The following is a 22,458-nucleotide window of genomic DNA, read 5'->3' on the forward strand; positions in this document are numbered from 1 at the left end:
GTAAAAATAATAAAATTTTATGGGGAAACTCGTTATATTTCTTTCAAAATTTTGTAAACCAAATGAGTAGGAAGTCCCATGATCGTATAATAGCTTCCTGTTATTTTTTTGATTTTTGCCATTCCGAGCCATTCCTGAATACCGTAGCTTCCGGCTTTGTCGAAAGGTCTGTAATTTTTAATATAATATTCTGTTTCATCGTCTGTAATTTCATCCAATTCCACATCGGCAACATCGGTCTGTGTGATGGTTTTATCTGAGGTTTTTATGGTAATTCCGGTGTAAACCTGATGAGTCTTTCCGGAAAGAAGCTGAAGCATCTGTTTAGCTTCCTTTTCATCTGATGGTTTTCCCAGAAACTGATCATCAATGGCTACAACGGTATCTGCGGTTAACAATACTTCATCTTTTTCAAGACTTCGGAATGCATCTGCTTTTAATTCAGATAAATAAGCAGCAGACTCCCCTACTTTGATGTGTTCTGGAACAATTTCTTCACAATCAATCTTTACGACTTCAAATTCAAACCCTAAACTGGTTAAAAGTTCTTTTCTTCTCGGAGATTGTGAGGCTAGTAATAATTTCATTTACAGTAAATTAAGTAGATTGTGTGTCATCGTCGTCGAACCAGTTTCCCTGAACTTTCATCACCTGTTCGATGACGTCTCTTACAGCTCCGCTTCCGCCTTTGATGGGCGAAATATAATCGGAAATGGCTTTTATTTCGGGAACTGCATTTTCCGGACACGCAGAAATGGCAGAACTTTTCATGATCTGAAGATCCGGAAGGTCATCACCCATTGTTAAAATTTCATCGTACTTCAGATGATTTTTTCTTCTGAAATCCTCAAAATCTGCCATCTTATTGTGGGATTTTGCATAATAATCTTCAATACCCAGATAATTGATTCTGTGTTTTACCATTTCATCATTTCCTCCGGTGATCACTCCGATTAAATAATTGTTTTTTAATGCTTTAACTACGGCGTATCCGTCCAGAACATTCATTACCCTGCACATATTTCCTCCGGGCATAAGATACACGCTTCCGTCTGTAAAAACGCCATCTACGTCGAATACAAACGCTTTAATATTTTTTAATTTCTCTTTATAACTCATACATTTTCTGAATTGAGTGATTCATTGTCTTATAAATTTCCAGACTTTCTCCATGCAGTAATTGTTCGTGCAGCTCCAGTATTCTTTTGTCGTTCCTTACTGCGGGACCGGTCTGGGCAGATCGGGGCTCAATTTCGTAAATTTTTTGTACAGTCTCATCAATCAATGGTAAAAAATAATCAAAAGGAATTTCCTGAGAATCTGAAATTTCTTTGGCCCTTGCAAACAGATGATTGACAAAATTGCAGGCAAAAACTGCGGTAAGATGGATATATTTTCTTTTTTCATGGGTACTTTCCATCACGTTTTCTGAAATCTTCGAAGCAATTTCAAAAAGTGTTTTTTTATCCTGCTCATTTTCTGTTTCGATAAAAAAGGGAATTTTAGAATAATCAAGCTCCTTAGATTTTGAAAAGGTCTGCAAAGGATAAAAACTTGCCTTCCGATAATCTCCTTTTAAGCTTTCTTTGGGTAACGATCCGGAAGTATGAACAACAAGACAGTCTTTTTTGGGAATCATTTCTGAGACCTCTTCAACGGAGTTATCACTTACGGCAATGATGTATAAATCTGAATCGACTAAATTTTTAGTTGAATAATTGATTTCTAATTCTTCGGAGATTTTTTTTAATTCCTCCTCATTCCTTCCAAAAATCTGAGCCAAAGGAATCTTATTCTGAACGAATGCTTTTGCCAAATGATAGGCTACATTTCCTGATCCGATAATTACAATTTGCATAAAACAAATATAAACTTTCTGGTTTGATTTAAAAGTGAATATTTAATTTTCAAATCTAAATCTGGATAACGATTATTGTATGGTGAATTTTTTATTCAGAGCCATAAATTTCTTTATTTTAAAGTAATTCTAAGGATATAAGATTATCAATAAATAAGAACACAATGAAAACGTTTAAAATAATTCATATATTTAATAAAGATATTTGGACTAAAAATTGAAGGAGTAATTTAACTTTCAGTTATTTTTGTAATCCAAAACAATGAAAGCATCCTATGAAGATTAAAGACACGGAAATTATTTCGTTGATGCAAGATCCGCGAACTCAGGAAAAAGGAGTTCGTGCACTGATGGATGCTTATCAGAGTAGATTGTATTGGCACATAAGAAGAATTATTGTGGACGGAGATCTTGCGCAGGACACTTTGCAGGAGACTTTTATTAAAGCTTATCAGAATTTTCATCAGTTTAAAAATGACAGCCAGTTGTACACATGGCTGTACAGAATCGCCACCAATGAGGCGCTTCAGCAGATTAATAAACTGAAGAAAATGCAGAAGACCGATGAAGATCCCGAATATCATATGCAGAATCTTATTGCAGACAATACAGACGGAGATGCAGAAGAGATACAGATTTTGCTGCAGAACGCCATACAAAGTCTGCCGGAAAAGCAGAAACTGGTATTTATGATGCGGTATTATGATGATTTGCCTTACGAAGAGATATCTAAAATTGTAGATATGTCCGTAGGAACATTAAAAACAAATTATCATTATGCCAAACAGAAGATAGAAGAATACATCAAAGAGAATTACGAAAGATAATTTTTGAGAAAAAACAGCATGAAAGATTTTGATCTGGAAAAATTAGAACGCAAAAACATATACAAAGTCCCCGAAAATTTGTTTGAAAATATTCAGGGAAAGGTATTGAGCGGAATGAATGATTTTGATCTGGAGCAATTGGAACGCAAGAATATTTACACCGTTCCTGAAAAATTATTTGAAACCGTTCAGGATAATGTCGTAAAGCGTGTTCTGCCTGTAAAAAAAGCACCGATTTTCAAACTTAACTGGGCTTATGCAGCGGCGGCATCACTTGCTTTGATTTTTGGAGCGACTTTTGTTTTCAATAACGGAGACAATGAAAATGAGGTACAGCAACAGGTTGCAGCAAACAAGCAGGAACCAAAACCTGAAAGCCAGATTGCTTATGAAACCTTAAAATCTGATTTAACTTCTGTTGAGAATAACAATCAAACAGGTAGCATTCAGGAAAACAATAAGTCTTTAGCGAAAGAAGAAAAAACGGCTAAGATGGCAGATGAAACAAGACCAAAATCTTCACCATCTGTTTCGAAACAAAATGAGGCTCAGATGAACGAGTATCTGGATTCCTTCTCAAATTCCGAAATTTCGGAACTGGCAAGCAATTCTACACAGGACGTTTATTTGGACTTGTATAATTAAAAGAAAAATGAAAAAGATATTATTTACGCTTTTTATTATCTATAGTTTTGGTCTGAATGCCCAAAGGACAGATTATGACTGGAAGAAGATGGATCCTAAACAGAGAAAGGAGATCATCAATAATCTTTCTCCTGAGGAAAGAAAGAATCTTCTGATGAAGTTCAGGAATAATATGGTGATGGATAATCTGGATATTGATCCCAGTGATAAGGAAGAGTTTACCGATATTTATAATGAATATCTGGAAAGCCAGAAGCAGATAAAAAGTCAGTTTAATTCTGATTTTAATCCTGAAAACTTATCGGATGAGGAGGCAAAAGCCAAGCTTCAGCAGAGTTTTGAAGTAGGGCAGAAGCTGCTCGATAACAGGAAGAAATATGCAGACAAAATGCAGAAAGTAATACCATGCCAAAAAGTTTTGAAGCTTTTCCAGTCTGAGGGAATGATGAGAGATAAAATGAACGAAAGAAAACCTCACGGAAATAATGGCAGTAATAACGCTTCAAGACAAAACCCATAATAGTTTATTTTTTTAATGTTGGACGACCCTTGCAATTTATTTGTGAGGGTCGTTTAATTTTAAATTAAAACTATATTTTTGCGGAAATTTTTAACGATGAAGAAGATAATTCTGTTTTTGATGTTTTCGTGTATTTTAACAGCGCAGAAAACTGAATATATAAAGCTCAACCAAAGTATTAAAGATAAATTCTCACGGGTAAAGTCTTTAACCCTGATTGATAACAGAACTGAAAAAGATTTAGGAACTGTAACCTATAAAAAAGAAAATGTTCAGTTGAAGTTTGAAAATGAGGATCTTAAAAAATATGTAGAAGGCTGGTTTGCAAACGATAATAAGACCAAAGGAAATAATAACGATATTGTTTTGTTGTTGGAAGAAATCAGGATTGATGATTTTAAAAACACAGGCTTGGCAAATGCAAAGGTTAAAATCAGCAGTTTTATCAACAGGAACGGCAAATATTATTTCATTAACCGGTACAACAGTACGGTAGATTTCAATTCAAAATTAACGCCCAACATCCCAAGAGTAATATCTGTAGCCATAGAAACTATTTTTTCCACTTTAATTAAAGATTCTTACTCGCATATCGCTTTGAGTACTCCAATTGCTGAGTCTGATCTTCATAATTATGAGGAAATCGTAGGCAAAAATATCAAATATCTTACAGTCCCTGAACTTACAAACGGAGTGTATAAAGATTTCAGATCTTTTTCTCTTCAAAAGCCGGAAGAAGGATATTATGTAGATAAAAATAAAAAAGGAAAAGTTATCGGGATTAAAAACAGGGAAGATCTTCTTTTATCCGCCGAGTATGTTTTTGGATATGTGGAAGACGGAAAAGCATACCGACTTACGCCTGTTGGCTTCTTAGAAATGCAGAAAGACGATAAAGGATATTATGTAGTTTCTTCAAGACTTGAGCTGTTTCCGCCTCAGAATGTTAATAACGGCGTTATGATTGGTGTAATGATGGGCGGAATTGTCGGCGGAATGATCGGGGCGGCACTCGATTCCGGAAAAGCCGCAAGAGATAAACCTGAAAATTTGTCTAATATTTACATCGATCCGCTTACGGGAGAATATATTTTTACGAAGTAATTTTAATTTAAAATTTTAATGATGAAGAAGTTTTTGCAGGTTATCATGACTTGTCTGGTGATTGTTTCTTTTGCCCAGAATAAAGAAATCATAAAACTGAAAGGCAGTATTCCCAATAACGGAGAAGGAGATTACAGCTCATTAATTGTTATTGATAACAGAAAAGATAAAACCATCGGAGTTCTGCCTTTCGGAGACAGCAAAGAAATGAGAGAAGTTTCGTTTCAGACCAGTCCTGAAGACGATCTTTCCGAATGGTTCCGTAAAAGCAATCTGAAAGGAGGGAAGCAGGATCTTGTATTAGTTCTCAATGATCTTAAATTATCTGTAAAAGAAACGTACGAAAGGAAAAACATCGGAACCATGAAATTTTCCCTTCAAAGCTTTGTGAAAGAAGAGGGGAAGTATCATTTTCTGTATAAAAAAGACACCACATTTATGTTCAGTCACAGAGATGTTGCCGATGCGATGGTGAGAAATATGCATCATCTTTTTTCTTTGTATCTTGAAAAAACATACAAATCCAAACCTTCAAAATATGATCTTACCTTAGATGATATTTCCAATTATCAAAACTATGTAAATAATTATCCTGCCTTTAAAAATGAAACCTTGAAAGAAGGAATTTATCTGGATTACAATTCGTTTTTCAGGCAGACTCCAGAAGAAGGCTACACTTTGGAGCGATGGGAAAATGGAACATTAGACAGGGCTGTAAAAACCGAAAACGGAAAGAAAATGAAAATTCCTTCCCGTAAAATGTTTATCTATGTAGAAAACGGAAAAGCGTTTAAAAATACCTATTCAGGATTTCAGGAACTGTTAAAAAACGAAAAAGGATTTTACATCGTCGCAAAACCTTCAAGTTTATTTCCGCCTCAATATGATATTAAATTAGGAATCATGTTTGGATTGGCCGGCGGAATTGCAGATGCATTACTTTTTAATCCGAATAAGCTGAGTCATAATCCTCAGGAAATTTACATCGATCCGATGACAGGCGAGTACGATTTTAATGATATTTTTGATGAATTACCATAAAAAGAGAAACAGCGCGTCTCTCTTTTAAACTTTCTGTGAATTAAAAAGATTCTTTACTCAGCAAAAAAAATATTCAGCACTTTATGGCTTGTAAATTGATACTACAAAATTTACCGAATTTCAGATGGTAAATGAACAAGTCGATCGTAATTTTAGCTCTTATTTTTAATTGTTTCTTCTTTTTTCACGCACAGGAAAAAAAGGATTCAATCTATTATAAAATTGAAAAATTTTCAGATAAGAGAAAATTTACCAAATTCCTTCACCGTTTTATATTTCGTAGAGAAGCAGATTCCGTTTCTGTAAAAACAACCACCGAAAAAGTGGCACAGGAAACACACGACGGAAAATACATCAGAAATATTAAAATAGAAACCATAGATCCTTTCGGATACGGTTCTCAGGATAAAAAAGAAAAATCCAGATGGTACGATTGGTTTACCAATCATCTTCACTCCAATACGAGAATTTCAACCATTAATAATTATTTACTTTTCCAAAAAGGAGAGGAATATAATGCCCAGAAAATCTATGAGTCTGAACGTCTGCTGAGAACAATGCCTTTTATCAACAGAGTGAACATCAGTATTTCCGACAGTACTTCCACCAAAGATTCTATCGATGTTATCGTAAAAGTGCTGGATTCATGGAGTCTGAAACCCAGAGCAAGCTATTCCGGAAGTAAAATAGGGTTAGGCGTTACCGAAGAAAATTTTCTCGGTCTGGGACATGATTTAAGTTTTCTGTACCGTAACGATTCCAAAGAAAAACAGAATTATTTACTCGGAAGTTACACCGCATACAATTTATGGGGTTCCTACATCAATGCACAGATTTTGGGAGAAAGAGATTTTGCCAGAAATGAAAGAATCAGCCTCAGTGCAACGCGCGATTTTTTCTCTCCTTTAACGAAATGGGCGGGAGGATTTAATTTTGAATATTTTATGCGCCGGGTTTTGCTGCCGATCGAATCCAAAACCGTTTTTCCTGAAGCTCAGATTAAAGTGTACAGTCAGGATTTATGGGGAGGTTACCAGATTCCCATTGCCTCAAAAACTTCAGAAAAAGTTTCCAGCAATATTGCTTTAATCGGAAGATTTCAGAATTATCAGTACAAAGACAATCCTGCAATAGACAAGTACGATTACTTTACCTCTTACAGCAGTTTTCTGGCGTCTGTAGGATTTATACAGCGAAAATTCTCCGTGCAGAAGAACATTTTTCAATACGATCTTCCGGAAGATATTGCGTATGGAACTTCAGTGAGTCTTACAGCGGGAGGTTTATCAAGAAGCAACAGAATCATTCCGTATGCAGGAATTTCCGTGGCATACGGAGATTTTACCGACATCGGATATTTCAGTGTGAAAGCACAATTCGGAAGATTCTTCAACGAAGACAGACAAAACCGCGAATCTTTCCGGTTAGACGGAACCTATTTCACCAATCTTATGGATTGGAAATTTGCCAGTGCAAGACACTTTTTTTCGCCCACATTAGCCTTGGGAAATCCGCAGCAGAACTATTCTTACAGAGACCGCATCAATCTCTCCGCAGGCGATGAGTTTCCGGTGTACAGTGCAGATTATATCGGGACAAAAAAACTCGTTCTGCGATATCAGCTTCAGCTTTTCGTTAATAAAACCTGGAAAAACTTTCATTTCAGTCCTTATTTAACAGCAGCAGCAGGCTGGTTGGCAATGCCCGATGAAAAATTATTAAAAACAAACGTCAATACAAAAATAGGAATCGGTGTTCTCATTAATAATCCTTTTCTGGTCTTCAACCGGATTCAGATTTCCTTCACCTATTACCCAAAAGTTCCTTTTGACAATAATTCATTGTTCGATTTCAACAGCACCCGGAACAACCTTTTGCCAATGAACGGCTTTACCACAGACATTCCGCATTTCGTGAATTTTGGAAATTAAAAAGGCTTAAAATTAAATTTTTGTTCTTCAAAATTTACACTAAGGAATTATCCTGCATTTTGTTATCTTTGCAAATTACAAGATTCTTAAATGAAAAACATACGAAATTTTTGCATAATCGCCCACATCGACCACGGTAAAAGTACTTTGGCGGATCGTCTTTTGGAATATACCAATACGGTGACTCAGAGAGAATTGCAGTCTCAGACACTGGATGATATGGATTTGGAGAAAGAACGTGGAATTACCATAAAATCCCACGCCATCCAGATGGATTATGAATACAAAGGAGAAAAATATATTTTAAACCTTATTGATACACCGGGACACGTAGATTTTTCTTACGAAGTTTCCCGTTCCATTGCTGCCTGCGAAGGAGCGCTTCTTATTGTAGATGCGGCACAGAGTATTCAGGCACAGACAATCAGTAATTTATATTTAGCATTGGAAAACGATTTAACCATCATTCCTATTCTGAATAAAATCGACCTTCCTTCCGCAAATCCTGAAGAAGTAACCGACGAAATTATGAACCTGATCGGTTGCGACTATGAAGATGTTTTAAGGGTTTCCGGAAAAACAGGAGAAGGAGTTCACCATTTGCTTGAGCAGATTGTAGAAAGAATTCCGGCTCCGGTAGGAGATCCGGATGCGCCGCTTCAGGCTTTGATCTTTGATTCAGTTTACAATCCGTTCAGAGGAATTGAGGCTTATTTTAAAGTGGTAAACGGAAGTATTTCTAAAAATGAAAAAATTAAATTCTTCGCAACCGGGAAAGAATACGGAGCTGATGAGGTAGGAACACTGAAATTGAAGCAGGTTCCGAAGAAATCGGTAGAATGTGGAGATGTAGGATATCTGGTTTCCGGAATTAAAGATGCTAGAGAAGTAAAAGTAGGAGATACAATCACTTCTTTTGAAAAACCTGCAGCAGGACCGATTGAAGGTTTTGAGGAAGTAAAACCAATGGTTTTCGCCGGAATTTATCCGATTGATTCTGAGGATTTTGAAGAATTAAGATTCTCTCTTGAAAAATTAAGACTGAATGATGCTTCTTTGGTTTTCGAACCTGAAAGTTCTGCGGCGCTTGGTTTCGGTTTCCGTTGCGGATTCTTAGGAATGCTTCACATGGAAATCGTTCAGGAAAGACTCGACAGAGAATTCAACATGAACGTGATTACTACGGTTCCCAACGTATCTTATTTCGGATATACTAAAAAAGAGCCTGAAGTTCCGATTATGATTAATAACCCATCGGAAATGATGGATCCTACCACGATGGACAGAGTAGAAGAACCTTATATTAAAGCTTCTATCATTACAAAATCAGATTTTGTGGGTTCTGTAATGACGCTTTGTATCGAAAAAAGAGGAGAAATCGTTAACCAGAGTTACCTGACTTCAGACAGAGTAGAATTAATCTTCAATATGCCTTTGGCAGAGGTGGTTTTCGACTTCTACGACAGGCTGAAATCCATTTCTAAAGGGTATGCTTCATTCGATTATCATCCGATTGGTTTCAGAGCTTCCAAGCTTGTAAAAATGGATATCCTGATCAACGGAGATATGGTGGATGCCTTATCATCATTAATTCACGATTCCAACGCTTATTACATCGGTAAGAAAATGTGCGAAAAATTGCGTGAACTGATCCCGAGACAACAGTTTGATATTGCCGTTCAGGCAGCCTTAGGAACGAAAGTTATTGCAAGGGAAACCATAAAAGCGTTAAGAAAAGACGTTACCGCAAAATGTTACGGAGGAGATATTTCCAGAAAGCGTAAACTTTTGGAAAAGCAGAAAGAAGGTAAAAAGAAAATGAAGCAGATTGGTAGGGTAGAAGTACCGCAATCGGCGTTTATGGCTGTTTTGAAGCTGAATGATTAGTGAAAGAGCCAAGTAAAAAGGCAAAAGATAAAAGTAAATCCGCAGAAATTTTTCTGCGGATTTTTTATAAGATTTTTATTTTTTCGTGAACTTGATTTCCATTGTTTTAAATTCTTTTCCTGTTTTAGAATCCGGTCCGTACATTTCCATTTTTTGGGTGTTATCATCAACGAAAGTGAAAACTTCTCTTACGTCACAGTCTTTTCCAGGTCTTGATGGATCTGTCATTTTTCCTTTAAATTCAATAGATTTTGTTGACGGATTCCAATCGCCTTCCATATTCATAATTCCTGTTCCCATATTGTCGATCCACGTACTTACAAATTTCTTTTTAGAATTGTCATAAGCCAAAATGCTCATTCCTTCAAATGGCATTCCCATGAAGTTTCCTTTGTGATTGCTTACCTGATAACGACCATCGAAAACCATTTTGTTGGTAACTTCAGATTGGCTTATCATTGGTTTTCCGCCGTTTTCCATCCACATGGTATTTTCTCCAGACCAATTTCCGTCAGATTTTGCTAACATTTTGTGCATTTCTCCCGGAGTTGCATATTCTATCCAGTCTTTTGTTGCAGTTGCAGAATCTACTGGTTTCCATTCTTCATTGGTTAATGAATCTGTTTTATCTGAGTCTGTTTTTGCCACAGTTTTGCCTTTATCACAAGAGAAAAGTAGAAAAAAGGTACAAGCTGTAAAAAATAAATTTCTCATAATTGTTTAGTTTTAAGTTGATTATAAATTTAAATAAAAATTGTCTACATAGAATAATTATTTTTATGTTGATATTGATGATTCAAAATTGTAATTTTGTGTATTCATAACGCAAATTAAAACAATGGAGTCTCCAAAAAAATTACAGGATATAAAAGTGGCTGTAGATGCAGTAATTTTCGGATATTTTGATAAAAAAGATCTGCAGATCCTTCTCATTAAAAGAAATATCGAGCCTTTCAAAGGAGGTTGGGCGCTTCCCGGAGGTCTGGTTTTAGACGATGAAAATCTTGATGATGCCGTAAAACGCGAACTCCACGAAGAAGCAGGAATAAAGCCTGATTTTTTGGAGCAGCTGTACACTTTTGGAAACGTTGGTCGAGATCCCCGAAACCGCGTAGTTTCCATCGCTTATTTAGGACTTGTCAATCCATCCTATCATGAATTGTTTGCCGATTCTGATGCCGAAGATGCACAATGGTTCAGTGTCAATCAGCTTCCGAAACTGGCTTTTGATCATCAATCCATTATTGATATTGCCTTAAAAAGACTTCGCACGAAAATCCAGTATCAGCCGATCGGTTTTAATCTCTTAAATGACGAATTTGCCTTTTCTGATCTTGAAAACCTATACAAAACCATCATCGGTAAAGAAATAGACCGCCGTAATTTCCGCAAAAAGATCATGAGCTACGGATTGCTTAATGAAACCAATAATCTCAAAAAAGAAGGCAGCGGAAGACCCGGAAAACTCTTCACTTTCAATCAGGAAAAATACAAGGAACTCGAAGAGCAGGGATTTTATTTCGAAATCAAATAGTTTTTCTTTAACACAAATAGCACAAATATTTACACGAATTTTCACGAATGATTCTTTTGCGTTCGCTGTCATTCAGAATGAAGCGAAGCGGAATGAAGAATCTTTAAAAATTAATTTGAGATTCTTTGAACTTCATTCGCATCACTTAAGGCTGTGTCAGAATGATACAATGTGTGTAAATTTTACCCTCTATATTAATTGATTAAAAATTTGCGCCATTTGTGAAAAACATTTGCGTCATTCGTGTTTAAATAAAATCAGCTTACCAAGTCAATTACGATCACGATTTCAATATCATTTGAAACGGACTTTAATCCGTTCTTTCAATTAAAAGATTTCAATTGGCTTTAGCCTAAACATAAAACCAATAAATACTTGCGTCCTTTGTGAAAAACATTTGTGCTATTAGTGTTTAAATAAAATAATTTCAAACCAGCTTTAGCCAAAATCTAAAGTATAAATAAAATTTGCGCCATTTGTGAAAAACATTTGTGCCACTTGTGTTTAAATAAAAATAAATTTTTAACACTGAAAATCAATCAATTAAAATGTTTAGCGTAAAAATAACACAAATAAATTTGGAAGATAAAATCATATTCCTTTAAATTTGTGTAAAAATAACGCAATAATGAAATATACATTAAGTAATACCATCGAAAAATTTCATCAAAAAGAAAACCCGGAATTTCTTTTCTTTTGGGGACATACCGTGAAAGATGAAATTACAAAAGCCTGCTTCAGTCAGTGGTTTCCTTTTGAGTTTGAAGAAAACGGAAACATTTACAAAACAGCAGAACATTATATGATGGCTGGAAAAGCGAGATTATTTAATGATCATGAAATTTTAGAGCAGATTTTAAAAGCAGAAACTCCGAATCAGGCAAAAAGTTTAGGCAGAAAAGTCAGAAATTTTGATCCGGAAATCTGGAACGAACATAAATATGAAATTGTAAAACAAGGAAATCGATTAAAGTTTTCACAAAACGAAAAATTTAAAGAATTTCTGCTTTCAACAGACGATACAATTTTAGTAGAGGCAAGTCCGTACGACAAAATCTGGGGAATCGGAATGCTGGAAACCAATGCAAAAGCCAAAGATCCGTCACAATGGAATGGTGAAAATTTGTTAGGATTTGCTTTAATGGAAGTAAGAGACGAATTAAGAGGGTAAAAACACAATAACCGTAAACCAATTAGGAATCATGAAAAAAACAGAACTCCATCCTCAGATATTTTTAATAGAAAATTTCCTTTCGGATCAAGAATGCGATCATTATATTGAAATGACGAAGGATAAAGTCTTTGAGGAAGCGAAAATTAATATGAGAGGTCGACAGGTTATGAGCAAAGGAATCCGAAACAACGATAGATTGATGATTTTTGATAATAATTTAGCCGAAAATCTTTTTCAAAGAGCAGTTGAATTTCTTCCTCAGATTCATGAAAATGATGAAGTTTCGGGATTTAATGAAATGTTCAGGATTTATAAATATTCTCCGGGACAGCAGTTTAAAATGCACCACGACGGAAGCTACATCAGAAATGAAAATGAGAAAAGCTTCTATACCTTTTTAATCTATCTGAATGATGATTTCGAAGGCGGAGAAACAGAATTTGAACACTTGTTTACTGTAGCTCCGAAAAAAGGCTCTGCGTTGGTTTTCTATCATCCTTTGAGACATGAAGGGAAAACACTCATCAGCGGACAGAAATATGTTTTAAGAACAGATGTAATGTATTTAAAGACTTAAAAATGAAAAAGATTTACGTTTCAGGAAACGGAAATGTATCCTGGGAAAAGTTTCAGCAGTTTTATATCGAACCGTTAAAGAAATTCAATCTTGATGAGTGTGAGTTTATTATCGGAGATTTTTCAGGGACCGACACATTAATGATGGAATTTTTAAAAGATAAAACACAGAAGGTAACCATTCTTCATGTCGGAAAAAGACCGAGATATTTTGCCAATTCTTTTAAAACAAAGGCTGAAAAATGGAAAGTTATCGGAGGATTTACTTCAAATTATGAAAGAGATACCTTTGGAATTGATCTATGCACTCATTTTCTGGCGGTTGATTTCAATACCGATGAAAAAAGAAAAAGCGGAACATTAAAAAATATCGAAAAGTGTTTTGCTCTGAATAAAATAAAAGTGTAAAAAATTTTACCCATAATTTGCGTAAAAAATACACGAAAATTAACAAATTGTTTCACTAAAAATCATAAAGCTATGTTTGGATTTACACACATCAAATTTGATTCTATGACGTACGTTCTTCATTTTAAAAATGGAAAGATCGCCAGAGAAGGAAGAGGCTTATCGTTCTTTTATTTCGCTCCCAATTCGTCTATTGTGGCGATTCCGTTGGGAAGTAACGATCTGCCGTTTATCTTTAATGAAAACACGAACGATTATCAGACCGTGAAAATTCAGGGACAGATCAGCTATAAAGTGACCGATCCGAAAGCTCTTTCCAACACGCTGGATTTTACCGTGGATGGAGAAGGAGTTTACAAAAAGAATGACATTGAAAAGCTGAACCAGAGAATCATCAATCTCGCACAGACAGCGACTTCATCATTCATTCATCAGCTCAATTTAAAAGATGCTATCCGTTCTGCCAAACAGATTGAAGATCATATTCTGAAAGGATTAATCGATTCCGAATCCATTAAAAGCATGGGAATTGAAATTCTGGGAGCCAATATTTTAGCAGTTCAGACCACTCCGGAAATGGCAAGAGCACTGGAAACGGAAACCAGAGAAAAACTGCAGCAGCAAGCCGATGAAGCGATTTATGAAAGAAGAAATTTTGCGGTGGAACAGGAAAGAAAGATCAAAGAATCTGAGCTGAATACGGAAATTGCGGTTGAAGAAAAGCAAAAGCAGATTGAAGAAAAAAGGATGGAAACCGAAGTTCAGCAGGAAGAAAACAACAGGATTCTTCGTGAAATGAAAATTGCCGCCGATATTTCTGCAGAAAACCAGAGAAAAAAACTGATTGAGCAAAAAACGGAAAACGACAGAAAAGAAGCAGAAACACAAGGTTATATTCTTGAAACTTCCTTAAAACCATACAAAGAAATCGACTGGAAAGTCCTCACTGCTTTAAGCGGAAGACAGGATGCGAGAAATAACATCGCTTTAGCGTTCAGAGAATTGGCAGAAAACGCAGGGAAAATCGGAAACTTAAACATCAGTCCCGATTTGTTGGATAGTATTTTGAAAAAGTAAGAGGCTGGAAGAGGGAAGTTGGAAGCATTTAACTGTCTCAAAAAAAGGATAAAATAGGTTATCGTCTTTGCTGAGCAGAGCGCCTTTGCGAACTTAAAAACAGTTAGTAGTAAAATAAAAACTTTGCGGACTTTGTGTTAAAATAAAAACTTCTGAATAATTAAAAAAATGAAAGTAGAATACGCCATCATCATCAAAAATAAAACCCGTCTTGAATCTCTGGTCGAAAGATTCAACACGCAGGCTCAGGCGAAGTTTTATATTGAAAGTTCCGGAGGAAATTTTCAGGAATATGTGGATGAACACGAAAAATTCGGTCAGTCATTTCTGGAAGTTCAGACCCAGCTTTCCAAAATCATCAAAAATAAAGTGATTGAAAGAGAGTTTGTTCCCTCCTATATTTTCTCTGAAAACAACCTGATTGTGGTAGTCGGACAGGACGGTTTGGTAGCCAATGTTGCCAAATATTCCAAACACATTCCGATTATTGCGGTGAATCCCGATCCCGAAAGATATGACGGCGTTTTACTTCCCTACACCGCAAAAAACTTTTTAAAAGGCGTACAAGCTGTGATGAACGGAAATTTTAGCTCAAAAAAAATGAAGTTTGCCGAAGCAGTGCTGAATGACGGACAAAAATTACGGGCAGTGAATGATTTATTTGTAGGAATTTCTTCCCATTCTTCCGCACGATATAAAATCATGCTGAACGGAAAACAAGAAACACACTCTTCCAGCGGAATCATAGTTTCCACAAAAACAGGAAGTACAGGTTGGCTGAGTTCCATTTTCAATATGGCGTTCGGAATTTTAGGCGAAACAGCTTTAAAATATCCGCAGCTGAATGAAGAAGATTTGTATTTTGCAGTAAGAGAACCTTTTAAAAGCATCCGAACGCAAACCGATATCTGCAGTGGAAAATTAAAAAAAGGAAACAAATTAATCATCGAATCACTAATGCCGAATAATGGTTTTATATTTAGCGACGGAATTGAACAGGATTTTCTACAGTTCAACAGCGGAGCAACAGCCGAAATCAGGCTTTCTGATGATGAAGCAGTTTTAGTTTTAAATTAAAAACAACCATGAAAACTATAAAATATTTGAAAGATAACACAACAAATTAGGTATTATCAGAAATTTAAAATCTTATGTAGGAAAAATCTTTGAGAGCTTAGCTAAGTAGAACGCCTTTGCGAACTTAAAAACATTTAGTAGTAAAAAAAACTTAGCGGGCTTTGTGTTAAAAAAATAAAAACAAACCATGAAAACAATAATATATTTAAAAGTCGACGCAACAAACCCTCAAGTTGAAGTGAATAAATCATTATTCAAAATTATAAATATAGCAGAACTCTGAGATCTTAGCTGAGTAGAACGCCTTTGCGAACTTAAAAACATTTAGTAGTAAAAAAAACTTAGCGGGCTTTGCGTTAAAAAACAGATTAAAAACAATAATTTATTTAAAAGTTAAATGCAAAACAACAAACATTGAAATTTGAAATACTTTGCGATTTTAAAAACATTTAGTAGTAACAAAAAACTCTGCGGGCTTTGCGTTAAAAAAAGAATAAGTTAAGAATATAAAAAAGCACAACATGAAAACAACAACTTTATACAGACCCGTCGGAGAAAAAGAAATGCTCTTAATCATCGAAAGCAATTATAAAAAATTCCCTCCAAGATTAAACTGGCAACCCATTTTCTACCCCGTTCTGAATGAAGAATACGCTTCCGAAATCGCAGAAAAATGGAACACGCGGGACGAAGCCGGAAATTATCTCGGTTTTGTTACGAAGTTTAAAGTTTCTGAGGAAATAGTCAGTAAATATCCCTCACAAAACGTAGGAGCCAGAAATCACAACGAACTCTGGATTCCTTCCGAAGAACTCGAAGAATTTAATCAGGCAATTGTCGGCAATATTGAAATGACTAAAGTTTTCATGGGAAAAGACTTCAAAAAAGCAGCAAATGAAGAACTGGAAAATCTATTGGCAAACATTAAAAAACTAACAATGACAAATAAAGGAATGGCGAAAGATACACTGGAAATCTTAGCTAAAAAATATTATATCAACGAAAACAACGAAAAAATCAGCATAGAAAATGAAATGCAGAATTGTATTAAAGAAACCGTTTTGTATTCCTCGGAAGAACTGTCGGAAATGACAAAAAAAGAACTTCCGGAAATCCACTTCGAGACTCAGTTTGAAGTCTGGAGATGCAGTTCCCTGAAAGCCATTTTACAGTTAGCTGCAGAAGAAGATCAGGAGAAGCTCATGTGCCTGAATTTTGCATCAGCGAAAAATCCGGGTGGCGGTTTCATTAACGGAGCCGAAGCGCAGGAAGAAAGTCTGGCAAGAACTTCCGGACTTCACGACAGTCTGCTTCAGGGTTGGGAATATTACGAAACCCACCGTGCAATGGAATCATGCTTTTATACAGATATGATGATTTACAGCCCGAAAGTTCCCGTTTTCAGGAAAGATAAAGGAGAATTGCTGGATCAGCCTGTTTTGTGCAATTTCATCACCTCTCCCGCAGTGAACGCAGGCGTTGTAAAACGTCAGGAACCGGAAAGAGCGGATGAAATCTTCGGAGCAATGGATGTAAGAACAGATAAAATGCTTGCTTTAGCTTTAAACAAAGGAAATGAAACCTTAATTTTAGGAGCTTGGGGATGCGGAGTTTTTAAAAATGATCCGAAAGAAATTGCCGAATTATTCAAAAAGCATCTTCTTGGGAAGTATAAAAATAAATTTAAAAGAGTGGTTTTTGCCATTCTCTCGAAAAAGGAGGAAATGATAAAGCCGTTTGAAGAAATTAATCAGTAAAAGCAAAAAAATTTAAGTATGTTATTATATAAGTATAGAGGAAATGTAGGTTTGGATAATAATGACTTCATTAGAGACATTGACATGATTTCCAATAATGAAATTTGGTGTTCAAAAATTCTGAGTTTAAATGATCCGACAGAAGCTTCGTTTTCGTTGAAACAGTTTGAGAAAAATTTAACTTTAGGATTGAAAGCTGTTTCATTGCTGAAAATAAAAAAGGATGAACAAGAAAATGTTGATGCGTACAAAAATGCTTTAGAAAACTTAATGAAAGTACACTATGAACATAGTGGAATTTATTCTCTTTCTAAAGTTTATGATAATGCGTTGATGTGGGCACACTATGGTAATTCGCACAGAGGATTTTGCATAGAATATAGTTTTAATGACTTAAAAGAGTTGGATTTGAAACATATTGAAGAAAATAGTCCTTTATCACGTCAATATAAATTTGACAAGGTAAATTATTCAGATAAAATATTTAGTCTTTCGAAAATAAATCCTAAGAATGATGATCTTATCAAATTTTTATTCAATAAATCAAAGATATGGTCTTATGAAGACGAATATAGGATTGTCACATATCTTAATGGAAAATTTACATATAACGAAAACTGTTTAAAATCAATAATATTTGGATTAAACATGAAACATGAAGAAAAAGAATATATTATTAATAAATTATGTGGCAAAGAAATTAGGTTTTATCAGATGATGAGAAAAAAAGATGAGTTCAAGTTTTATAAAGAACAAATCTTATAAATTGAAGAGAGATAAATTAAGGTTAAAATAATGAAAGATAAACTCTTACTTGCTTCAAAATCACTTACGGGGATTTCCATTGGTGATGCTTTTGGTGAAAGCTTCTTTGGTGAAGAAAGTATGATCAGAACGCACATCCATCAAAGAATAATTCCTGAAAGCGCTCTGGATTTTACGGATGATACCATTATGGCAATTGCTGTTTTCAGATCATTGGAAAAATTCGGACAAATCAATCAGGATTTTCTGGCGGAAGAGTTTACCCAAAATTATTATCTTGATATTAATCGAGGTTACGGACCTTCAATGCATCAATATTTCAGAGCAGTAAAGGATGGTGAAAAATGGAAAGAAGTTTCCTATTCAAAATTTGGAGGACAGGGTTCTATGGGAAACGGAGGAGCAATGAGAGCCTCAGTAATCGGAGCTTATTTTTATGATGATCTGGATCAGCTTAAAACAAATGCAGAACTGTCCTGTGAAGTTACCCACGCCAACAAAGAAGCGATAGAAGGCACAAAAGCCATTGCATTAGCCGCAGCTTTTGTCATTCAGGAAAAATTAGGATTGATACAGTTGAATCAGCAGGAATTTATTCAAAAAATTCAGACTGAATTGAAGGATTCTGATGTGAAAAGTAAACTGAACAAAGTCTTATATTTAGACGGAAATCCAAGCATTAAGTTATTGGTCAAAACACTAGGAAACGGAATAAAAATGACCGCTCAGGACACCGTTCCGATTGTACTCTGGATGCTTTCGAGATACCGGAACAATATTGAAGAATGTCTTTGGAATACAGTTTCTGCGTTAGGCGACAGAGATACAACCTGCGCAATGGCAGGAGGAATAAGTATTTTAAGCTGCAATGAAGAGTCAACTCCTGATTGGACAAAGAATGTTGAGGATTGGAAAAAAAGCAGATTTTATGAACATTGAATTAACAAAAGGCGATATCACCAAAATAGAAGCAGACGCTATCGTCAACGCAGCCAACTCTTCCTTATTGGGCGGTGGCGGAGTAGACGGAGCCATTCATCGGGCAGGAGGAAAAAAGATTCTTGATGAATGTATAGAAATCCGAAACCGACAGGGCAAATGCAAAACAGGAGAAGCCGTCGTTACAACCGGCGGAAATCTCCCTGCGAAATACGTCATTCATACCGTTGGTCCGGTCTGGAACGGAGATGAAGAAAAAGAGTCGAAATTACTGGCAAATTGCTATATAAATTCATTGAAATTGGCAGAAAGTCTGGATGTGAAAACCATCGCTTTTCCCAACATCAGCACAGGAATTTATCGCTTCCCAAAAAAATTGGCTGCAAAAATTGCCATAGATGAGGTGAAAAACTTTAAATCGGAGATCATAGAAAAAGTTATTTTCGTCTGTTTTGATGATGAAAATGAAGCGATTTATAACAAATTTTTAAAAGAAATAAGATGAAAGGCTTTGTATTCGGGAAATTTTATCCATTCCACATCGGTCATCAGAAAATGATTGAATTTGCTTTGGAAAAAGGAAGCATAACAGTTTTGATATGTGCGGAAGAAAAAGAAAAAATAGAAGGAAATATCAGAAAGCAATGGATAAAAGACACTTTTCCTGATAACAGAGACCTGAAAGTGAAAGTTTTTAAATATAAAGAGAATGATTTTCCTAACACTTCGGTTTCAGATTGGGACGTTTCTAAAAAATGGAGCGAGGTTTTTAAAGAATATTTCAAAGATGAAGACTTTCTGGTAACTTCCGAAGAATATGGAGAAATGCTTTCCGTAATCATGGATATTGATCATTTTATGTTTGATGAAGACAGGGAAAATATTCAGATTTCGGCTTCAGAAATTCGCGGAAACCTATTTGAAAACTGGAATTTCCTTCCGCGCTCTGTTCAGGAATATTTTGCTTTAAAAGTGGTTTTTCTCGGAACGGAATCTACCGGGAAAACAACAATGACGAATAATGTAGCGGAATATTTTAAAGCCAATAAAGTCTCAGAAGCAGGAAGGGATCTTATTTCGGATTCAAAGAAATTTGAGTTTGAGGATTTGGAAAAAGTGTACACAGAACACGCCCGAAGAATTGAAAATACGGATCACAGCAAAAGCTTTTTAACGCTGATTGACACGGATATTCACATAACTCAATCCTATGCTGAGTTTATTTTTGGAAAAAAATTATCCGTTCCGGAAGAAATTATTGAGAAGAATAAAGCTGATCTCTATCTTTATTCCACCAAAGATGCAGAATACATTCAGGACGGAACAAGGCTTGAAATTGATGAAAGAAATAAACTGGACGAAAGCCACCGAAACCTATTAAAACAAAACAACATTGATTTTCTGGAAATTTCCGGAAGCTGGGAAGAACGAGAACAAAAAGCAATTGAAAATATTGAAAAACTTATTGCAGAAAAGAAAAAACTTTAGAATAAATACTCTCTGAGGTCTTCGCTGAGTGAATAGTTTATACTGAGCTTGTCGAAGTACCTTTGCGAACTTAAAAACAGATAGTAGTAAAAAAATCTTCGCGCTCTTCGCGCTTAAAAAACTAAAATAACAAACAAATGAAAAAACTAACCATATTAACCGGTGCAGGAATCAGTGCCGAAAGCGGAATAAAAACCTTCAGAGACGGAGACGGTCTTTGGGAAAATCATAGCATCACAGATGTGGCAAGTCCGGAAGGATGGCGAAAAGACAGAACTTTGGTCCTTGAATTTTACAACCAGAGACGAAGACAGCTTCACGAAGTAGAACCGAATGAGGCACACCGATTATTGGCAGAACTGGAAAAACATTTTGAAGTTCAGATCATTACCCAGAATATCGATGATCTGCATGAAAGAGCAGGCTCAACCAATATTTTACATTTACACGGCGAATTATTCAAATCCTGTTCATGCAGCAATAAAAACCTGATATATGAGCAGAAAGATGACATCAACATCGGCGATAAAGCAGAAGACGGAGCGCAGTTAAGACCATTTATTGTTTGGTTCGGAGAAGACGTTCCGCTGATGAGAGAAGCTACGAAAATGGCAAAAGAAGCCGATATATTTTTAGTAATCGGAACTTCTTTACAGGTCTATCCTGCAGCGGGATTAATTCACGATATCAAGGATGACTGTCTTTTAATCGTAATCAACCCTAACGAAACAGGTTTCGGATATGGACAAAGAGCCGTTGTGATGAAAGAAACCGCAACGCAGGGAATGAAACTGCTTTTTGACAAACTGGTAAATCTTGCATAATGGAAAACACAATAAAAGCCGGAATTTTCGGAGTTTGTGTGGGTGACGCATTGGGCGTTCCGGTGGAATTTAAAACCAGAGAAAATTTAAAGGCGTTTCCTGTTGAAAATATGCGGGAATTCGGATCGTGGAACCAGCCGAAAGGAACGTGGAGCGACGACAGTTCGTTAACGCTTTGTATTGCCGAAAACCTAACAAAAGGATATAATCTGGAAAAAATCGGACAAAGCTTTGTGAAGTGGGTAAAATACGGACATTGGACGGCTCACGGAAGATTGTTCGATATTGGCGGAACAACAAGGCATTCTGTTGCAAGATTAATAAAAGGAGAAAGCGCAAAATTTTCGGGAAATATTTTCGAAGAAGATAACGGAAACGGTTCGTTAATGAGAACACTTCCGTTGGCTTTCTACCTTAAAGACGAAGAAAATATTGAAAAACTCTATCAGACGGTAAAAGAAGTCTCTGCAATCACACACGGACATTTTCGCTCGGTGTTTGCCTGCTTTATTTATGTAATTTTTGCCATTGAATTAATCAAAGGAAAAGATAAAAAAGAAGCGTATCAGTATACGCAGAAAGTAGTTTTGCAATTTGCAGAAATTCAGGGTTTTAACCCGAAAGAAGTACAGCTTTTTGACAGGGTTTTAAAGAATGATATTTCAGAATATCATGAAGATTCCATCAGTTCAGGAGGTTACGTTCTTCACAGTTTAGAAGCTTCATTATGGTGCTTTCTGAATTCAGAAAATTATGCTGAAGCCGTTTTAAAAGCCGTCAATCTGGGAGAAGACACCGACACAACCGGAGCCATTACAGGCGGAATTGCCGGAATATATTATGGTTTTGAAAGTATTCCGAAAGAGTGGATTGATGTTTTGGCGAGAAAGGAGGATATTGAGAAATTGTGTGAAAAATTTATGAATGTCCATAATTTGTTATGAATCAGTTTTTAGCAGTTTATATGTCATTTCGTAAAAATCTCAACACATTGAAATGAGGGAGGTTAGATTCCTTCGGAATGAC

24 protein-coding genes are annotated in these 22,458 nt (G+C 35.8%); 20 read left to right on the plus strand and 4 right to left on the minus strand.

Features of this window, described 5'->3' with window-relative positions; translation table 11 throughout:
- Window positions 1–32: 32 nt before the first annotated feature.
- From PFY09_RS12960 to PFY09_RS12970, 3 genes are read right to left on the minus strand one after another with little or no spacing between them, the layout of a single operon-like run.
- Window positions 33–587 (minus strand): Maf family protein, encoded by a 555-nt coding sequence (locus PFY09_RS12960; RefSeq protein ID WP_076391066.1) that lies wholly within the window; start codon window positions 585–587, stop codon window positions 33–35.
- A gap of 10 nt (window positions 588–597) precedes the next feature.
- Window positions 598–1,119, minus strand: coding sequence for a KdsC family phosphatase (locus tag PFY09_RS12965; protein ID WP_076391067.1), 522 nt, complete (start codon window positions 1,117–1,119; stop codon window positions 598–600).
- Window positions 1,109–1,858 carry a Rossmann-like and DUF2520 domain-containing protein gene (locus PFY09_RS12970; RefSeq protein WP_271159979.1) on the minus strand — a complete coding sequence of 250 codons (750 nt, stop codon included), beginning with the start codon at window positions 1,856–1,858 and terminating at the stop codon, window positions 1,109–1,111. Before PFY09_RS12970 ends, PFY09_RS12965 begins: the two co-directional genes overlap by 11 nt.
- 275 nt (window positions 1,859–2,133) lie before the next feature.
- On the opposite strand from PFY09_RS12970, the gene PFY09_RS12975 reads away from it, so the two are divergent.
- From PFY09_RS12975 to lepA, 7 genes are all read left to right on the plus strand, one after another.
- Window positions 2,134–2,685, plus strand: a complete 552-nt coding sequence (locus tag PFY09_RS12975; protein ID WP_076391069.1) for an RNA polymerase sigma factor — start codon at window positions 2,134–2,136, stop codon at window positions 2,683–2,685.
- Between the two features lie 18 nt (window positions 2,686–2,703).
- On the plus strand, window positions 2,704–3,330 hold the full coding sequence (locus tag PFY09_RS12980) for a hypothetical protein (RefSeq protein WP_271159980.1): 627 nt from the start codon (window positions 2,704–2,706) through the stop codon (window positions 3,328–3,330).
- Between the two features lie 7 nt (window positions 3,331–3,337).
- The gene (locus PFY09_RS12985; RefSeq protein ID WP_076391070.1) at window positions 3,338–3,850 is read left to right on the plus strand and encodes a hypothetical protein; all 513 of its coding nucleotides are present in this window, start codon (window positions 3,338–3,340) and stop codon (window positions 3,848–3,850) included.
- A gap of 96 nt (window positions 3,851–3,946) precedes the next feature.
- The gene (locus tag PFY09_RS12990) at window positions 3,947–4,954 is read left to right on the plus strand and encodes a hypothetical protein (RefSeq protein WP_271159981.1); all 1,008 of its coding nucleotides are present in this window, start codon (window positions 3,947–3,949) and stop codon (window positions 4,952–4,954) included.
- 21 nt (window positions 4,955–4,975) lie between these two features.
- Window positions 4,976–5,995 (plus strand): hypothetical protein, encoded by a 1,020-nt coding sequence (locus PFY09_RS12995; RefSeq protein ID WP_271159982.1) that lies wholly within the window; start codon window positions 4,976–4,978, stop codon window positions 5,993–5,995.
- 131 nt (window positions 5,996–6,126) lie between these two features.
- Window positions 6,127–7,926 (plus strand): BamA/TamA family outer membrane protein, encoded by a 1,800-nt coding sequence (locus PFY09_RS13000; RefSeq protein WP_271159983.1) that lies wholly within the window; start codon window positions 6,127–6,129, stop codon window positions 7,924–7,926.
- Window positions 7,927–8,016: 90 nt separating this feature from the next.
- A complete protein-coding gene (gene lepA / locus PFY09_RS13005) occupies window positions 8,017–9,813 on the plus strand; it encodes a translation elongation factor 4 (RefSeq protein WP_108409949.1) in 1,797 nt (598 codons plus the stop codon).
- Window positions 9,814–9,888: 75 nt separating this feature from the next.
- Here the strand turns inward: lepA and PFY09_RS13010 are convergent, their stop codons facing one another.
- Window positions 9,889–10,527: a DUF1579 domain-containing protein gene (locus tag PFY09_RS13010; protein ID WP_271159984.1), complete on the minus strand. Its 639-nt coding sequence runs from the start codon at window positions 10,525–10,527 to the stop codon at window positions 9,889–9,891.
- Window positions 10,528–10,651: 124 nt separating this feature from the next.
- Here PFY09_RS13010 and PFY09_RS13015 point away from each other — a divergent pair, with 124 nt between their 5' ends.
- The 13 genes from PFY09_RS13015 to PFY09_RS13075 all read left to right on the plus strand — a co-directional run bounded on the left by PFY09_RS13015 (window position 10,652) and on the right by PFY09_RS13075 (window position 22,376).
- Window positions 10,652–11,347, plus strand: coding sequence for an NUDIX hydrolase (locus PFY09_RS13015; RefSeq protein ID WP_059135587.1), 696 nt, complete (start codon window positions 10,652–10,654; stop codon window positions 11,345–11,347).
- A gap of 628 nt (window positions 11,348–11,975) precedes the next feature.
- The gene (locus PFY09_RS13020; RefSeq protein ID WP_271159985.1) at window positions 11,976–12,518 is read left to right on the plus strand and encodes an NADAR family protein; all 543 of its coding nucleotides are present in this window, start codon (window positions 11,976–11,978) and stop codon (window positions 12,516–12,518) included.
- A gap of 31 nt (window positions 12,519–12,549) precedes the next feature.
- Complete coding sequence (locus PFY09_RS13025; RefSeq protein ID WP_271159986.1) at window positions 12,550–13,098, plus strand: prolyl hydroxylase family protein; 549 nt, start codon at window positions 12,550–12,552, stop codon at window positions 13,096–13,098.
- 2 nt (window positions 13,099–13,100) lie between these two features.
- Complete coding sequence (locus tag PFY09_RS13030; protein WP_271159987.1) at window positions 13,101–13,505, plus strand: hypothetical protein; 405 nt, start codon at window positions 13,101–13,103, stop codon at window positions 13,503–13,505.
- A gap of 72 nt (window positions 13,506–13,577) precedes the next feature.
- Window positions 13,578–14,582, plus strand: a complete 1,005-nt coding sequence (locus PFY09_RS13035; RefSeq protein ID WP_271159988.1) for an SPFH domain-containing protein — start codon at window positions 13,578–13,580, stop codon at window positions 14,580–14,582.
- A 168-nt stretch (window positions 14,583–14,750) separates the two neighbouring features.
- A complete protein-coding gene (locus tag PFY09_RS13040; protein ID WP_271159989.1) occupies window positions 14,751–15,659 on the plus strand; it encodes a diacylglycerol kinase catalytic domain-containing protein in 909 nt (302 codons plus the stop codon).
- Between the two features lie 521 nt (window positions 15,660–16,180).
- The gene (locus PFY09_RS13045) at window positions 16,181–17,416 is read left to right on the plus strand and encodes a TIGR02452 family protein (RefSeq protein WP_271159990.1); all 1,236 of its coding nucleotides are present in this window, start codon (window positions 16,181–16,183) and stop codon (window positions 17,414–17,416) included.
- An 18-nt stretch (window positions 17,417–17,434) separates the two neighbouring features.
- On the plus strand, window positions 17,435–18,181 hold the full coding sequence (locus PFY09_RS13050) for a DUF2971 domain-containing protein (RefSeq protein WP_271159991.1): 747 nt from the start codon (window positions 17,435–17,437) through the stop codon (window positions 18,179–18,181).
- A 30-nt stretch (window positions 18,182–18,211) separates the two neighbouring features.
- Complete coding sequence (locus tag PFY09_RS13055; protein ID WP_271159992.1) at window positions 18,212–19,120, plus strand: ADP-ribosylglycohydrolase family protein; 909 nt, start codon at window positions 18,212–18,214, stop codon at window positions 19,118–19,120.
- Window positions 19,110–19,625 carry an O-acetyl-ADP-ribose deacetylase gene (locus PFY09_RS13060; protein ID WP_271159993.1) on the plus strand — a complete coding sequence of 172 codons (516 nt, stop codon included), beginning with the start codon at window positions 19,110–19,112 and terminating at the stop codon, window positions 19,623–19,625. The genes PFY09_RS13055 and PFY09_RS13060 overlap by 11 nt, the downstream gene beginning before the upstream one ends.
- Entirely contained in the window at window positions 19,622–20,608 is a 987-nt protein-coding gene (locus tag PFY09_RS13065) for an AAA family ATPase (RefSeq protein WP_271159994.1), read from the plus strand. The genes PFY09_RS13060 and PFY09_RS13065 overlap by 4 nt, the downstream gene beginning before the upstream one ends.
- A gap of 137 nt (window positions 20,609–20,745) precedes the next feature.
- The gene (locus PFY09_RS13070) at window positions 20,746–21,432 is read left to right on the plus strand and encodes an SIR2 family NAD-dependent protein deacylase (RefSeq protein WP_271159995.1); all 687 of its coding nucleotides are present in this window, start codon (window positions 20,746–20,748) and stop codon (window positions 21,430–21,432) included.
- Complete coding sequence (locus tag PFY09_RS13075; RefSeq protein WP_271159996.1) at window positions 21,432–22,376, plus strand: ADP-ribosylglycohydrolase family protein; 945 nt, start codon at window positions 21,432–21,434, stop codon at window positions 22,374–22,376. The genes PFY09_RS13070 and PFY09_RS13075 overlap by 1 nt, the downstream gene beginning before the upstream one ends.
- Window positions 22,377–22,458 lie beyond the last annotated feature (82 nt).

This window comes from Chryseobacterium gambrini (genome assembly GCF_027920505.1).
GTDB classification, from domain to species: domain Bacteria; phylum Bacteroidota; class Bacteroidia; order Flavobacteriales; family Weeksellaceae; genus Chryseobacterium; species Chryseobacterium gambrini.

Bases quoted from the DNA above. Each gene is read 5' to 3' on its own strand.
- PFY09_RS12960 (WP_076391066.1), bottom strand. From the start codon at position 587: ATGAAATTATTACTAGCCTCACAATCTCCGAGAAGAAAAGAACTTTTA.
- PFY09_RS13035 (WP_271159988.1), top strand. From the start codon at position 13,578: ATGTTTGGATTTACACACATCAAATTTGATTCTATGACGTACGTTCTT.
- PFY09_RS12975 (WP_076391069.1), top strand. From the start codon at position 2,134: ATGAAGATTAAAGACACGGAAATTATTTCGTTGATGCAAGATCCGCGA.
- PFY09_RS12995 (WP_271159982.1), top strand. From the start codon at position 4,976: ATGAAGAAGTTTTTGCAGGTTATCATGACTTGTCTGGTGATTGTTTCT.
- PFY09_RS13060 (WP_271159993.1), top strand. From the start codon at position 19,110: ATGAACATTGAATTAACAAAAGGCGATATCACCAAAATAGAAGCAGAC.
- PFY09_RS12965 (WP_076391067.1), bottom strand. From the start codon at position 1,119: ATGAGTTATAAAGAGAAATTAAAAAATATTAAAGCGTTTGTATTCGAC.
- PFY09_RS13065 (WP_271159994.1), top strand. From the start codon at position 19,622: ATGAAAGGCTTTGTATTCGGGAAATTTTATCCATTCCACATCGGTCAT.
- PFY09_RS12990 (WP_271159981.1), top strand. From the start codon at position 3,947: ATGAAGAAGATAATTCTGTTTTTGATGTTTTCGTGTATTTTAACAGCG.
- PFY09_RS13050 (WP_271159991.1), top strand. From the start codon at position 17,435: ATGTTATTATATAAGTATAGAGGAAATGTAGGTTTGGATAATAATGAC.
- PFY09_RS13045 (WP_271159990.1), top strand. From the start codon at position 16,181: ATGAAAACAACAACTTTATACAGACCCGTCGGAGAAAAAGAAATGCTC.
- PFY09_RS13070 (WP_271159995.1), top strand. From the start codon at position 20,746: ATGAAAAAACTAACCATATTAACCGGTGCAGGAATCAGTGCCGAAAGC.
- PFY09_RS13015 (WP_059135587.1), top strand. From the start codon at position 10,652: ATGGAGTCTCCAAAAAAATTACAGGATATAAAAGTGGCTGTAGATGCA.
- lepA (WP_108409949.1), top strand. From the start codon at position 8,017: ATGAAAAACATACGAAATTTTTGCATAATCGCCCACATCGACCACGGT.
- PFY09_RS13055 (WP_271159992.1), top strand. From the start codon at position 18,212: ATGAAAGATAAACTCTTACTTGCTTCAAAATCACTTACGGGGATTTCC.
- PFY09_RS12980 (WP_271159980.1), top strand. From the start codon at position 2,704: ATGAAAGATTTTGATCTGGAAAAATTAGAACGCAAAAACATATACAAA.
- PFY09_RS13040 (WP_271159989.1), top strand. From the start codon at position 14,751: ATGAAAGTAGAATACGCCATCATCATCAAAAATAAAACCCGTCTTGAA.
- PFY09_RS13000 (WP_271159983.1), top strand. From the start codon at position 6,127: ATGAACAAGTCGATCGTAATTTTAGCTCTTATTTTTAATTGTTTCTTC.
- PFY09_RS12970 (WP_271159979.1), bottom strand. From the start codon at position 1,858: ATGCAAATTGTAATTATCGGATCAGGAAATGTAGCCTATCATTTGGCA.
- PFY09_RS13020 (WP_271159985.1), top strand. From the start codon at position 11,976: ATGAAATATACATTAAGTAATACCATCGAAAAATTTCATCAAAAAGAA.
- PFY09_RS13075 (WP_271159996.1), top strand. From the start codon at position 21,432: ATGGAAAACACAATAAAAGCCGGAATTTTCGGAGTTTGTGTGGGTGAC.
- PFY09_RS12985 (WP_076391070.1), top strand. From the start codon at position 3,338: ATGAAAAAGATATTATTTACGCTTTTTATTATCTATAGTTTTGGTCTG.
- PFY09_RS13025 (WP_271159986.1), top strand. From the start codon at position 12,550: ATGAAAAAAACAGAACTCCATCCTCAGATATTTTTAATAGAAAATTTC.
- PFY09_RS13030 (WP_271159987.1), top strand. From the start codon at position 13,101: ATGAAAAAGATTTACGTTTCAGGAAACGGAAATGTATCCTGGGAAAAG.
- PFY09_RS13010 (WP_271159984.1), bottom strand. From the start codon at position 10,527: ATGAGAAATTTATTTTTTACAGCTTGTACCTTTTTTCTACTTTTCTCT.